Here is an 11837-nt window from a genome sequence, read left to right as displayed (position 1 = left end):
TCGCGGAATTTAACCGGAGGTTAATTTGACTGCCTCAACCGCCGGTGTTGAAGAAATGCTAACCGGCGGTTAATATCGTGAGCATTCTTCACTGAGGCAATGCCATGAACCGAACACTGCTGCCTGAGCTTGTTGAGCGAATCGGCCAGACCGCCGTCGCCAAGGGGCTTGACGTTAGCGCACCAGCCATCGCAAAGGCGATGAAGGCTGGTCGGGTGATCTTTGTGATCCAGAACGACGACGGGACGTTGACGGGGGAGGAAGTACGTCCGTTTCCGAGTCGTCCTGTGCTGCAACGGCCAGCATCTGACGAAAAGAATTATGCGTGACCCGGCCTTGCGCCAGTAGTGAGTCCGCCCCGCTGTTCATGCATCCAGTGGCTGAACAGTAGGCGAAAAAAAACCGCCTGGCAGGGCGGCTTTCTCTACAGCTTCAAACGAGATCAGAGCATGACAAACATCGTTCAAATTGACAAGTCCAGGGGGTTCACCCGGATGGACAACCAGCTCATGGATGGCCTGTTGGCTATCGATCTTCCGGCCAGGGAGATGAAGATTGTGCTGTACGTGGCCAAGGCCACCATCAACTTCGGCGCGGGCGCCCAGCGCATCCCGGCGACCGACATCGCAAAAGCCATCAACGCCCACCCTGATTCCGTATCCAAGGCGATCTCCAGTCTGCTGCGCCGCCGTGTGTTGTTCCGCGAGGGTGGTGCCAGGGGTGATATCGGCGTGAATGACCCGAAAGACTGGGTCTACGTCACCGAGCCGAAACAGACCAAAACAGCCGAGTCGGCTCAAGTGGTCCGAATCGGAGAAGAGCCGAAACAGACCAAAACCGCCGAGTCCCTTCTTTATTCTAAGAATTTAACCCCCTATGTATTTCTTTCTTCGAAAGAAAATACATGCCCCCCCAGCGATGAGCAGCCGACTCCGGCCAAGGCTGACCGCAAGGCGCCATTCGGGAAGGCCGCCATGCTGGCCGACAACCCGCACGGCCTGGATGAGTCCCTGATCGCTGACTACCTGACTGTCCGCAAGGCCGCAAAAGCCCCGGTGACTGCCCGGATCTGGTCCGGCCTGAACGCCAAGCTAGAGCAGTGCAAGGCGTTCGGCATCCAGCCCGCTCAGGCCCTAGAGGTTGCTGTCGAGAACGGCTGGCGCGGGTTCGAGGTGGACTGGGTGATCAAGCGTCTCGCCGCCCAGCTGCCTGCCAAATCCAACCCCAATAGCCGCCACCACGGTTTCAGTGACCGCGACTACACCGACGGCCTTACCGAGCGCGAGGACGGTACCTATGAGATCTGAATCGGTGATCACCATGTCCGAGGTGCGAAACGCAGCCGGCTTCCGCGTCCAGCCTGCGCACTGCGAGCATCACGGCGACTTCGAACAGCGGGTGACCATGCTGATGGGGCGCGAGATTGTTGGCCGCTGCCCTGAGTGCGAAAAGGTCGCCATTGCCGAGCGGCAGGCCAAGCAGCAGGCGGAGGAAACCCGCCTGAAGCGCGAGGCCATGACCCGCAAGCTGGGTTCAGCGCTGATCCCGAAGCGCTTCGCCGAGCGCACCCTGGCCAACTACCGCGTCGAGCAGGAAGGCCAGCGCAAGGCCCTGGCCTACTGCACGCGCTACGTGGCCGCGTTCGAGGAGATCGAGCGTACCGGGCGTTGCCTGATGCTGCTGGGCAATGTCGGTACCGGCAAGACCCATCTGGGGGTCGGTATGGCCAACGAGCTGATGCGCAACACGTCGGCGACGGCTGTGTATCGCACAGTGGGCGCGATCCTGCAGTCCATCCGCGCCACTTACGACCGCCACAGCGAACAGTCCGAGGCCGACATCCTGTCCAGCCTTATCGAGCCATCGCTGCTGGTGCTGGACGAGGTCGGCGCGAGTAAGGAACAGCCGAGTGAATTCGAGCTGACCACCCTGTTTTCGATCATCAACGGGCGCTATGAGCAGATGCGCCCCACGGTGGTGATTTCCAACCTCGACCGGCACCAACTGCGCCATGCCATGGGCGAACGCTGCTACGACCGCCTGCGCGAGGGCGGAGGGGTGATTGTGCTCTTCGAGTGGGAATCGCACCGCGGCGAGAAGGAGTCCTGAACGTGCGTCAATCCAAACTGACCAAGGCCGCACGCGGCCGGGATTGCCAAGTGCGCATCCCGGGCGTATGCAACGGAAATCCTGAGACCACAGTCCTGGCTCACTACCGCCTGGCTGGCACCTGCGGAGTGGGCAAGAAGCCGCACGACCTGCAGGGTGCATGGTCTTGCAGCGCCTGCCACGATGCCTGCGATGGGCGAAGCCGGGCGATTGATCGCGAGATTGCTCGTCAGTACCACGCCGAGGGCGTGATGCGCACCCAGTCGATTTTGCTGGCTGAGTCCGTGGTGGTCGCATGAGTGCCACTGTCCTTCGCCCTTTCAAGGCTAAGCCGGCCCGCGCCAAGCCCGTCGACAGGGAAGGGCAGGAGCAGGCCGCGCTCATGCAGGAACTGCAACTGCGCTACCCGCAGGCCTACAAGCTGATCTACCACGTCCCGAACGGTGGGCACCGGCACAAGTTGGTCGCCGCAAAGCTGAAGGGGCAGGGCGTGAAGGCTGGTGTTCCCGACCTGGTGCTACCAATGGCTCGTGGCGGCTATTTCGGCCTGTACATCGAATTTAAGGCCAAGCCTCCCTTCGATGCTGAGGTTTCGCCCAGCCAGGATGCGTACATCCAGGCGCTGACCGCCCAAGGATACTTGGCGATCGTCTGCCGGGGCAGTATCGATGCCGTCGAGGCGATCCGCGCCTACCTGCTCCAGCCCGCGACGGTGGCCGCATGAGCGCAACACGCGAAGTGAAGTTCAGCGAGGCTGAGGTGCGCCGCCAGGCCGCCGACGTGTCCGTGCGCGATCTGCGCGACCCGCGTCACCCTGGCCTATACCTGCGCTTCTGGAGCAACCGCGAGCGCGCCACCTGGCACCTGGTGCGCGGCAAGAAATGGGTGCCGGTCGCCCGCTGGCCAGAGCTGAACGTCGCCACGGTGCTGACTGAGCTGCCCGCACTGCGTCAGCGCCTGCTGCGCGAACCGGCCACCGCTCTGGTGGTGTCGAGTATGGCCTCCGTGGGTCAGCTGCTGGACTGGTACGGCGACCGGATGGCTCGTGACCGCTCGCTGTCGGTGAAGCGCAAGGCCGGCGCACGATCCGCCATTGCTCAGCACCTGAAGCCGCGCCTGGATGATCTGCCCTTGGCAGACGTGACTGCCGATACGCTGGACAAGCAACTGATGTGGCCCGCCCAGGCTGATGTGTCGCTGTCCTACCTGCGCCAGATGTTCGCGCTGCTGCTGACCGCGTTCAAGCAAGCCAAGCGCCTGGGACTGATCGAGTCTGACCCCATGGGCGGGATGCGCTTCAGCGACTTCACCAAGGCCAAGATCCTGCCGAAGTCGGCCCGTCTGCGAGCGGTGCACCTGGCTGATGTGATGCAGCAGCTGGCCGAGGTCTTCGAGGAAACCCCAGCCAAGGCCATGCTTGCGCTGATGATGCTGGCGCACGGTACCCGCATTGGCGAGACCCGAAAGGCCCGCTGGAGCGAGGTGTCGGTCACGGCTGGCGAGTGGTTCATCCCGGCAGCGAATGCCAAGACCCGTACAGAGCACCGGCTGCCGCTGACCAACCAGATCTGTGCGCTTCTGACCCGGTACCGGGCAATCCAGCAGGCCGAAGGGTACGACGGCGTGTACCTGTTCCCAAGTCGTCGCGGCGGGTGCCTGAGCGAGAGCCAGGCCAGCGCTGTATTCACCTACCTGGGACGGGGCGAGTGGACCAGCCACGATCTGCGGAAAGTCTCTCGCAGCACATGGACCGACCTCGGTATCGACGGGCACATCGGCGAGATGCTGCTGAACCACTCACTGGGCAAGATCGCCAGCACCTACATCCACACCCAAGCGATGCAGCAGCGCAGGGTAGCCCTGGAGAAGTGGCACGCCTGGTTAGACGGCATCGGCTTTGGTGCCATTCATGGCCTTACAGAGGCCTTATCCGAAATCCCACAGATTCAGGGGCAGGCCGCAGGGGACAAGGCCTCTAGCACCCATCCCGAATTTGTTACTAGCGAGGATTCGAAATGACCGATTTGAACAGTCTTTCCCCGGCAGCCCGATCTGCAGCGATGCGCGGCGGGGTCGATGGATGGGGGCAAGTTGGCAGTAGCAGCCGGCACATCCGCTACCTGGAGCCGAAGCCAGCCAAGGCTCGGCGCCGGTGTCACTGCGGCTGCAAGCGTCGGGCGACTCATTACGGTTGCGCGAACGGCGTCGCGCTCATCAGTGGTTGCGAGCTTCGTATCCGCCGCTGGGTGAAGACGGGGCAATGATGAAGAAGAGCCACGGCCCAGCCTTCAAGAAGGCCTTGATCGAGCTGGCTCATTGTCCTGTGTGCCGTGGGAGAGCGGTCACCAAGAGTTTGTTTTACGAACTGCCATGCGACCACTGCAACGCCTCGGGCTGGGTGGTGGCTGCAACTGGCGAGGCCCTGGCCCTGGGTGAACTGGTGACCCAGCTCAGTATGAGGCTGATGGCCGCGACACGGCAGATCGAGCAGTTGAGGAAAGCGCGGACCACAGGTCCGGCGACGGCATATCAGGATGGCAACCGGCTCGGCGCCGGCGGCACCAATTACACCGGGGATTGAGGGGAAGGACATGAAAAAACGAACCTACGTAGACAAGGCCCTTGGTGACACTGCTTACATGCTCGAGCAATGGGGCTGGTGGCGCATGGATGGAATGGGTGTGCCTCAGTATGTATGCCCGCTGTATGCGCTGATGAAGGAGCACGTTCCGGCGGAAGGAGGGCTCAAGCAGTACGTAATCACGGACGACCTAGCACTTGCGGTGGACGCAGCCGTAGCCAGGCTGAACAAGCGCAACCCGCAGATGGGCGGCTTCGTCTGGCTGTACTTCGGGGCTAAATGGCCGGCGCTGCGGATCGCCCGCGAGCACAAGATGAGTGAGGCCAAGGCACGCGAGCTGATCAACACTGGAGTGGCATGGATCGATTGCGCCTTGGAACAGTTGCGCGAGGCAGCATAAAAAGCTTTCCGCGCGGATAAACACCTGTTTTCATAGCAGCGTGTCCAGCTTGCAACGGCACGACACAGAGACCCCCGGCCAATGCGCTGGGGTTTCTATTTTTGCCGGTGGTCAGATATATAATTCTCGAAGGTGTATAAGGCGCATACTCAATTTAGCTCGGATTTTCTGAGTTAATGAGAGGTACTTATGTCTAGTGAAATGAACATTCCGGGAAGTGCGCAAGGGGTTCAGCCTAATAAAGATGATGAATCTGAAACCGAAAAACGTGAGGGGTTAGACCGAGCAACTCCTGAGGATCGAGATGATTATGTCGATCCGGATACGATGCCAGAGCAGGAGCCAGCTCCTTCACGGCCAGAAGCCGCGAATGCCAAAAAGTTCAGTCGCAATGACGAGATCTGGGCACATCCTGGGAGACGCTGGTAACCCAGTCTCCAAAGAAACCCTTCTACAAGATTCTCTTCTCGAGGCCGATGATCCATTAGGGTATACCCCCGATGATGATGAGCCAGGCTTAGACAGAGGGCCTATTGTTCCTGTAGGGATTAATGGTGCTCAAGCTGAGTTAATGATTTCCGAGTTCGACCATACGGACTCATTCGAGGTTTATATGACGGACAAAAAATCCAACCAGGGCGGAAACGGTTCTGCTGATCGTAAGCCCGCCCAAGGTTCCGGCAAAGATGAAGTTAAGCGCACAAATACCGAGCGCGCGTCGAAAGCCGAGCTCTACAGTCGTCACGAAAAAGACGCGGAAGTAGATAAAAAGACAAAGCCTGAAAGATCTTAATTAGCTACTTTAAGCTGAGTCTCGGCCAAAGGATTTGGGATTTCGTCGATATTTAATAAGCTGGCCGCCTTAGGGCGGTTTTTTTTGCCTGTGGAAGGCGACAACGAGTTAACTCAACCTTCAAGCCTCGGCCCGTTTCGAGGCTTTTTCGTTTCTGGAGATCAGCATGAAAAGCAAATATCGCTGCCTCGTCGAGGATATTCTCAGTTGCGAGCAGAAGCTGCGAGAGGCCAAGGCTATTCAGTGCGACGCGCAAGAAAAGCTTGCCCATGCGGACGGCTTTGTAGCGTATCAAGAAGCCAGCCTCCGCGAGAACGAGCGAAAGCTGGCCGAGATCGAGGTCGTATTGTTTGGCTCAGAAGCCCAAGCACCTCGCTAGAGTGCTGGGATACTTGACCTGCCCTTTGACCGCCTTAACTCGGTTGTCCAAATCAATGACTACCATTTGATCTTTAGATTCCACAAAGTCAGTCTTGTTTCTGGAGCAACTGATGAGCGAATCCACTCAAGCGCAGCTGGATGCGCTCAAGGCCGCCTTGCTGGAGCAGGGGGTGGCAACGGTCTGCTCCAAGGCTACGGACAGCCAGGGCCGCCCATTGATTGAAGTGAACTTGAAGACTGGCGAGTTCAAGCTTGGAGGTGCTGAGTATGGGATTGGCGAACCATCTCAGCTGTGCATTGACCCAGGCCAAGAGGTTGAGCCTCTGCGCATGGGCAAGGTCAGCTTCTACGGCGAGTCGGCTCGGCAGATCCGGGCTGCGAACGCGGTTCTGCATTCCGCTGGGGCCGGCCAGCTTGAGGTCGTGAAGCGTGCCAATGAGCCGGGTGAGCAATACGTTGTGGTCGATGGTCAGATGTTCATCAGCCAAGCTGCCATCGATGACCAGGTGAGTGCGTTGAGGTCGTGGAAGACGCAGATCACCGAGCAAGGCAAGCACGTCGCGACCGGTATCTACTCCGGTGAGGATCGTTCAGAGCCGTCCGTCGACCTGGCCTCTGCTCTTGCAGACTGGCCAAGTGTCGCGACCCTGCAGATCACTGACCCAGCCGACCAGATCCGCCAGGTGATCTGCGACGAGCTCAAGCCCGGCGGCATGCTCCACCGCGGCTGAACGACCTATCCAACTGATGGAGTAATGAATGGACCCGACCGACCTCGGCCCAGGCACAGCCACCTGGCTGGGCGGTACGGGCACTGTCCTGCTGGGCGGATTTCTGTGGCTGCGCAAGTTCCTGTCAAAGGACGCCACTGATCGTGCCATGGACAACGCCGATATCGGCACTGTCCGCCGTCTCAATGAACTGCTCGACTCCGAGCGAGAGGCCCGGAAGCTGGCAGAAGCCCGTGCCGATCAGTTCGCCAAGGAACGCAATGACCTGGCTGCAACGGTCGGTCGGATGGAAGGCAAGATAGAGGCGCTGACCAGCCAGGTAGCCAGCCTCACAGAGCGAGTAACGCTGCAGAGCGATGAGATCGCCCGGCTGCGCACCAAGCTGGGAGGTACATCGTGATGGACAGATGCATACTGGAGTACATCGCCAGACGTTGGTGGCGTCGTGTTGAGGTATGGCTGATCGCTGCCGTGCTGATAGCTGGTGGTGCTGTCTTGGGCTGGCAGTCTGCCTACTGGGCCATGGCCAGCACCCAGGCCAGCCAGGTGACCCAGATCCGGGAGGCCTACGATGCGGCTATGGCTGAGCGCGACAAACGCCTGGACGAGTTGACCAAGCGAACCGACAGCGCCGCTGCCAAGGCTTCGAAGGCTGCAACCACTGCAACCAAGGCCGCCGACAGGGCGGTAGAGGCGCTGAGCAGGGAAACGCAGTGATGGCCAGACTCAAGACGCTCAGTCCTCGTATCAAGGAAAACACCGGCTCTCGGGTCAAGGTGGTGACTCCTGGCAGTTGGCGCAGCGGCATGACCAGTTCCCAGCGCGGCTACGACTACAAGTGGCAGAAGGCGCGCGAGCGGTATCTTATGGACAACCCGCTGTGCGTCTACTGCGCGAGGCAGGGCCGAACCACCGCAGCCTTCATCGTTGACCACATCGTCGCGCACCGAGGCGACAAGGTTCTGTTCTGGAACCAGGACAACTGGCAGTCGCTGTGTAAGCCCTGCCACGACTCAGTCAAGCAGGCAGAGGAGGCTGCGGGCGTGGCGGGCTGACTCAAGCAAGTTTGCACGCCAACCAAGCCATCAAGGGCACGTCAACGATGTGCCACAAAAGGGGGAGGGGGGTCAAAAGCTAGGGATTCTCATCTAGCTAGACCGCCACCGACCCCACGTATACATTTTTCTCCCCCCTAAAGGTTTTTGTTAATGGTGTTAACAGACAAACAGCGACAGTTTGTTGACGCTAAGGCCCGGGGTGCGTCAAACAAAGAAGCGGCCGAAGCCGCGGGCAGCAAGCCTTCGGCAGCTGCAGCGGCTGGCTCGCGTTGGGCTACTGATCCGAAGATTGTGGCCGCAATTCTCGCTCGAAGAGCAGAGCTCAGTGTTAACCCTGAGCCGAAAAAACGTAGAGGCAAAGCGAAGGCCGATGATGCCGCTGAAGACCCTGTCGAGGTCAACGAGGCGGACGGCGAGTTCCTGAGCTGTCTTCCAGACACACAGGATCCGCTCGAGTGGTTGATTGCGCTGATGAACGAGCCTCGGGCCAAAGTCTTCGACCGGCGCAACGCTGCGCAGACGGCCGTGCCGTACATCCACGGGAAGAAGGCCGAGGCAGGCAAGAAAGAGCAGAAGGCGGAAGCCGCGAAAGAGGCGGGCAAAGGCAAGTACTCCCAGAGCAAGCCGCCCCTCACAGTCGTCAAGGGGTGACTCATGCTTTGGACCACGGCCTGCCCTGACTGGTGGCGGCGTCTGGCTGCCAGCGAATCCATCATTCCAGAACCGCTCTTTCCCCAGGAGGCAGAAGAAAGCCTCGAGGTTTTCAAGGGCCTTCGCATTGTCGATGCCCCGGGCAGTCCAACTATCGAAAGCGCATGTGCCCCATGGGTCCTGGCTTTCGCAGGTGCTGTCTTTGGCAGTTACAACAGCGAGACCGGTGAACGCCTGATTCGGGAGTTCATGCTCTGCATCCCGAAGAAAAACAGCAAGTCGACCATCGCCGCCGCGATCATGCTGACAGCCCTGGTCCGGAACTGGCGGATGTCGGCAGAGTTCATCATCCTCGCGCCGACCAAAGAGATTGCCGACAACGCCTTCGTTCCGGCCAAGGACATGGTCAACAACGATGACGAGTTGAAGGATCTGCTGCATGTGCAGCCACACCTTCGACTGATCACCCATCGGGAGACCGGCGCCACGCTGAAGGTAGTCGCTGCTGACAGCGACGTGGTGGGCGGCAAAAAGGCCGTGGGCGTGCTGATCGATGAGGCCTGGTTGTTCGGCAAGAACCCGAAAGCGGCCGACATGATTCGGGAGGCCACCGGCGGTCTGCTGTCCCGGCCCGAAGGCTTCGTTATCTGGCTGACCACGCAGTCGAACGAACCGCCCGCTGGGGTATTCCGGTCGAAGCTGAACTATGCACGCGGCGTGCGTGATGGCCGGATCAACGACAATCGCTTCCTGCCGATCATCTACGAATTCTCCAAGGAGATGATCGACAGCGGTGATGCCCGCAAGCCAGAGAACTTCCACCTGGTGAATCCCAATATGGGGTTCTCGGTCGACCGCCCAACGCTTGAGCGCTTGTTCATGCAGGCGGAGATCGACGGGGAGGCGGAACTGCGTGGTTTCCTGGCCAAGCACCTCAACATCGAGATCGGCCTGGCCCTGATGTCTGATGCCTGGGTTGGTGCCGAATTCTGGGAGCCACAGGCAGCCACTTGGCTCAACCTAAATGAAATCCTTGAGCGGTGTGAAGTCATCGATGTGGGTGGTGATGGAGGAGGGCTCGACGACTTGCTTGGGCTTGCCGTCGTCGGCCGGGAAGCGAGCACCCGCCGTTGGTTCCACTGGGCTCACGCTTGGGCCCACCCGTCGGTCCTTGAGCGTCGCAAGTCCGAAGCCCCGCGGCTAAAGGATCTTGAGGCGGTGGGCGATCTGACCATCGTCAAGCGCATCGGTGAGGACGTGGAGCAGTTCGCAGCCATCGTCGCCCGCATCAGCGAGACCGGCTTGCTGGACAAGGTCGGGCTCGACCCGGCGGGGATTGGTTCTGTTCTCGACGCCCTGGCCGACGCTGGTGTCGAAGAGGACAAGATCGTTGGCATCTCCCAAGGCTGGAAACTTACCGGCGCGATCAAGACGACGGAGCGCAAGCTCGCTGAGGGCACGCTGTTGCATTGCGGCCAGCCGCTCATGGCCTGGTCGTGCGGCAACGCCAAAGGGGTGCCGTCAGCCAACGCCTTCTTGATCACCAAGCAAGCCTCGGGCACGGCGAAGATCGACCCGCTAATGGCTACATTCAACGCTGTTTCTCTGATCAGCCTCAATCCTGAGGGACGCGGGGGAATGGACAACTTCATGGCTGGCATTCGGGACCCACTGATCGCATGAACGCACTTCACATTTTCATCGCCTGCGCTCTGGTGGCTTTCTCTCTGGCATGTGCTGGGGTATGGGTGCTGGCCGGTACTGGCTGGGCCTTGATTGCAGGAGCTGTGAGCTTCTTCTGCATCGCCGGTTTCCTTCGCCGAGGGCTGACCAGTGATTAAAACCTTATCCCAGGCTTTGGGGGCTGCGGCTGCCAAGCCATCAGCCAGCATGAGCGAATGGTTGGGCAAGAGCATCAAGCTGTCAGATGGCGGCTTCTGGGGCTCGTTTCTCGGGGCTCAGTCCAGTAGCGGAAAATCGGTCAGCGTCGACAAGGCGATGCGGCTTTCCACAGTGTGGGCCTGCGTCCGCATCATCTCCACCTCGGTTGCGGGCTTGCCCCTGAGCATCTACCGGAGGATGCCTGATGGTAGTCGTGAGAGTGCACGGGACTTCCCGCTGTACGACGTGGTGCACACCAGCCCCAACGAGGACATGGCCGCCTTCCACTTCTGGCAGGCAGTCGTTGCCTCGATGCTGTTGTGGGGGAATGCTTACTGCGAGATTCACCGATCTGCAGGTCGCGTCATTGCGCTGGACTTCCTGATGCCGTCCCGAGTCGACCTTGAGTTTGATGATGACGGCCGGCTGAGATACTTCTTCAGGCCGCAAAAGGGGGCGCGCCGGGAGATTGTGCGGCAGAACATGCTGCACATCCCGGCCTTTACCTTGGACGGCCGGGTTGGCCTTTCGGCCATTCGCTACGGCGCGGATGTGTTTGGCTCGGCGATGTCGGCAGACGACGCGGCCAACAGCACTTTCCGCAACGGCATGATGCCTACGGTCGCGTTTTCGGTCGACAAAACACTTAACCCGGCCCAGCGCGTTGAGTTTCGTGAGTACGTCAAGACCATCTCCGGGGCGCTGAACGCTGGCAAGAGTCCTGTGCTTGAGCAAGGCGTGAAGCCGGAGATGATCGGCATTAACCCCGCTGACGCGCAGCTGCTGGAGTCGAGAGGGCACAGCATCGAGGAGATTTGTCGATGGTTCGGCGTCCCGCCCTGGATGGTGATGAAGACCGACAAGGGCAGTAACTGGGGGACCGGCCTGGAACAACAGCAGATCGCGTTCCTCACCTACTGCATCATGTCCTTCACGGCGCCGATCGAGCAGTGCGTAAACAAGTGGTGCATGACGGCAGTAGACCGGATCAATTTCTATTCGGAGTTCTCGCTCGAAGCGTTTCTGCGGGCCGACAGTTCTGGGCGCGCGGCGTACCTCAGCACGATGGCCCAGAACGGCTTCATCACCCGCAACGAAGGGCGGCGAAAAGACAACATGCCTCACATGCCAGGCGGTGACGTTCTGACGGTTCAGTCGAACCTGGTGCCGCTGGACCAGCTCGGCAAGCAAGACGATGGTCAGGCCGCAAGGGCCGCACTGATGAACTGGCTTCAACAGCCGGAAAAGTAAA

17 protein-coding genes are annotated in these 11837 nt (G+C 60.1%); all 17 read left to right on the top strand.

Features of this window, described 5'->3' with window-relative positions; genetic code table 11:
* Positions 1 to 104: 104 nt before the first annotated feature.
* The 17 genes from AB688_RS18180 to AB688_RS18105 all read left to right on the top strand — a co-directional run bounded on the left by AB688_RS18180 (position 105) and on the right by AB688_RS18105 (position 11836).
* Entirely contained in the window at positions 105 to 329 is a 225-nt protein-coding gene (locus AB688_RS18180) for a Cro/CI family transcriptional regulator (protein ID WP_063545396.1), read from the top strand.
* Between the two features lie 120 nt (positions 330 to 449).
* Positions 450 to 1307, top strand: coding sequence for a replication protein (locus AB688_RS18175; protein WP_081255274.1), 858 nt, complete (start codon positions 450 to 452; stop codon positions 1305 to 1307).
* The gene (locus AB688_RS18170) at positions 1297 to 2109 is read left to right on the top strand and encodes an ATP-binding protein (protein WP_063545395.1); all 813 of its coding nucleotides are present in this window, start codon (positions 1297 to 1299) and stop codon (positions 2107 to 2109) included. The genes AB688_RS18175 and AB688_RS18170 overlap by 11 nt, the downstream gene beginning before the upstream one ends.
* Before the next feature lie 2 nt (positions 2110 to 2111).
* Positions 2112 to 2408, top strand: a complete 297-nt coding sequence (locus tag AB688_RS18165) for a DUF1364 domain-containing protein (protein WP_063545394.1) — start codon at positions 2112 to 2114, stop codon at positions 2406 to 2408.
* Positions 2405 to 2833, top strand: a complete 429-nt coding sequence (locus AB688_RS18160; RefSeq protein WP_063545393.1) for a VRR-NUC domain-containing protein — start codon at positions 2405 to 2407, stop codon at positions 2831 to 2833. Before AB688_RS18165 ends, AB688_RS18160 begins: the two co-directional genes overlap by 4 nt.
* The gene (locus AB688_RS18155) at positions 2830 to 4128 is read left to right on the top strand and encodes a tyrosine-type recombinase/integrase (RefSeq protein WP_063545392.1); all 1299 of its coding nucleotides are present in this window, start codon (positions 2830 to 2832) and stop codon (positions 4126 to 4128) included. Before AB688_RS18160 ends, AB688_RS18155 begins: the two co-directional genes overlap by 4 nt.
* A gap of 244 nt (positions 4129 to 4372) precedes the next feature.
* Positions 4373 to 4690 (top strand): hypothetical protein, encoded by a 318-nt coding sequence (locus AB688_RS18150; protein WP_063546801.1) that lies wholly within the window; start codon positions 4373 to 4375, stop codon positions 4688 to 4690.
* Positions 4691 to 4700: 10 nt separating this feature from the next.
* On the top strand, positions 4701 to 5090 hold the full coding sequence (locus AB688_RS18145; protein ID WP_063545391.1) for an antiterminator Q family protein: 390 nt from the start codon (positions 4701 to 4703) through the stop codon (positions 5088 to 5090).
* A 370-nt stretch (positions 5091 to 5460) separates the two neighbouring features.
* Positions 5461 to 5883 (top strand): hypothetical protein, encoded by a 423-nt coding sequence (locus tag AB688_RS26890; protein ID WP_155738221.1) that lies wholly within the window; start codon positions 5461 to 5463, stop codon positions 5881 to 5883.
* Positions 5884 to 6049: 166 nt separating this feature from the next.
* Positions 6050 to 6262, top strand: coding sequence for a hypothetical protein (locus tag AB688_RS18140; protein WP_063545390.1), 213 nt, complete (start codon positions 6050 to 6052; stop codon positions 6260 to 6262).
* Between the two features lie 112 nt (positions 6263 to 6374).
* A complete protein-coding gene (locus tag AB688_RS18135; RefSeq protein ID WP_063545389.1) occupies positions 6375 to 6995 on the top strand; it encodes a hypothetical protein in 621 nt (206 codons plus the stop codon).
* A 28-nt stretch (positions 6996 to 7023) separates the two neighbouring features.
* Positions 7024 to 7395: a hypothetical protein gene (locus AB688_RS18130; RefSeq protein ID WP_063545388.1), complete on the top strand. Its 372-nt coding sequence runs from the start codon at positions 7024 to 7026 to the stop codon at positions 7393 to 7395.
* Positions 7395 to 7712: a hypothetical protein gene (locus AB688_RS18125; protein ID WP_063545387.1), complete on the top strand. Its 318-nt coding sequence runs from the start codon at positions 7395 to 7397 to the stop codon at positions 7710 to 7712. Before AB688_RS18130 ends, AB688_RS18125 begins: the two co-directional genes overlap by 1 nt.
* Entirely contained in the window at positions 7712 to 8050 is a 339-nt protein-coding gene (locus AB688_RS18120) for an HNH endonuclease (RefSeq protein WP_063545386.1), read from the top strand. The genes AB688_RS18125 and AB688_RS18120 overlap by 1 nt, the downstream gene beginning before the upstream one ends.
* A 153-nt stretch (positions 8051 to 8203) precedes the next feature.
* On the top strand, positions 8204 to 8704 hold the full coding sequence (locus AB688_RS18115) for a terminase small subunit (protein WP_063545385.1): 501 nt from the start codon (positions 8204 to 8206) through the stop codon (positions 8702 to 8704).
* A 3-nt stretch (positions 8705 to 8707) separates the two neighbouring features.
* The gene (locus AB688_RS18110) at positions 8708 to 10387 is read left to right on the top strand and encodes a terminase large subunit (protein WP_063545384.1); all 1680 of its coding nucleotides are present in this window, start codon (positions 8708 to 8710) and stop codon (positions 10385 to 10387) included.
* Between the two features lie 150 nt (positions 10388 to 10537).
* Positions 10538 to 11836: a phage portal protein gene (locus tag AB688_RS18105; RefSeq protein WP_063545383.1), complete on the top strand. Its 1299-nt coding sequence runs from the start codon at positions 10538 to 10540 to the stop codon at positions 11834 to 11836.
* Position 11837: the final 1 nt, after the last annotated feature.

This window comes from Pseudomonas putida, from assembly GCF_001636055.1.
GTDB classification, from domain to species: domain Bacteria; phylum Pseudomonadota; class Gammaproteobacteria; order Pseudomonadales; family Pseudomonadaceae; genus Aquipseudomonas; species Aquipseudomonas machongensis.
Note: the sequence above shows the minus strand (reverse complement) of the source record. Positions and strands in the feature narration are given on the sequence as shown.

What these genes read in the sequence shown, in the direction of transcription:
- AB688_RS18175 (WP_081255274.1), top strand. Translation starts at nt 450, where the DNA reads ATGACAAACATCGTTCAAATTGACAAGTCCAGGGGGTTCACCCGGATG.
- AB688_RS18130 (WP_063545388.1), top strand. Translation starts at nt 7,024, where the DNA reads ATGGACCCGACCGACCTCGGCCCAGGCACAGCCACCTGGCTGGGCGGT.
- AB688_RS18155 (WP_063545392.1), top strand. Translation starts at nt 2,830, where the DNA reads ATGAGCGCAACACGCGAAGTGAAGTTCAGCGAGGCTGAGGTGCGCCGC.
- AB688_RS18140 (WP_063545390.1), top strand. Translation starts at nt 6,050, where the DNA reads ATGAAAAGCAAATATCGCTGCCTCGTCGAGGATATTCTCAGTTGCGAG.
- AB688_RS18170 (WP_063545395.1), top strand. Translation starts at nt 1,297, where the DNA reads ATGAGATCTGAATCGGTGATCACCATGTCCGAGGTGCGAAACGCAGCC.
- AB688_RS18145 (WP_063545391.1), top strand. Translation starts at nt 4,701, where the DNA reads ATGAAAAAACGAACCTACGTAGACAAGGCCCTTGGTGACACTGCTTAC.
- AB688_RS18160 (WP_063545393.1), top strand. Translation starts at nt 2,405, where the DNA reads ATGAGTGCCACTGTCCTTCGCCCTTTCAAGGCTAAGCCGGCCCGCGCC.
- AB688_RS18125 (WP_063545387.1), top strand. Translation starts at nt 7,395, where the DNA reads ATGGACAGATGCATACTGGAGTACATCGCCAGACGTTGGTGGCGTCGT.
- AB688_RS18115 (WP_063545385.1), top strand. Translation starts at nt 8,204, where the DNA reads ATGGTGTTAACAGACAAACAGCGACAGTTTGTTGACGCTAAGGCCCGG.
- AB688_RS18135 (WP_063545389.1), top strand. Translation starts at nt 6,375, where the DNA reads ATGAGCGAATCCACTCAAGCGCAGCTGGATGCGCTCAAGGCCGCCTTG.
- AB688_RS18120 (WP_063545386.1), top strand. Translation starts at nt 7,712, where the DNA reads ATGGCCAGACTCAAGACGCTCAGTCCTCGTATCAAGGAAAACACCGGC.
- AB688_RS18110 (WP_063545384.1), top strand. Translation starts at nt 8,708, where the DNA reads ATGCTTTGGACCACGGCCTGCCCTGACTGGTGGCGGCGTCTGGCTGCC.
- AB688_RS26890 (WP_155738221.1), top strand. Translation starts at nt 5,461, where the DNA reads ATGCCAAAAAGTTCAGTCGCAATGACGAGATCTGGGCACATCCTGGGA.
- AB688_RS18180 (WP_063545396.1), top strand. Translation starts at nt 105, where the DNA reads ATGAACCGAACACTGCTGCCTGAGCTTGTTGAGCGAATCGGCCAGACC.
- AB688_RS18150 (WP_063546801.1), top strand. Translation starts at nt 4,373, where the DNA reads ATGAAGAAGAGCCACGGCCCAGCCTTCAAGAAGGCCTTGATCGAGCTG.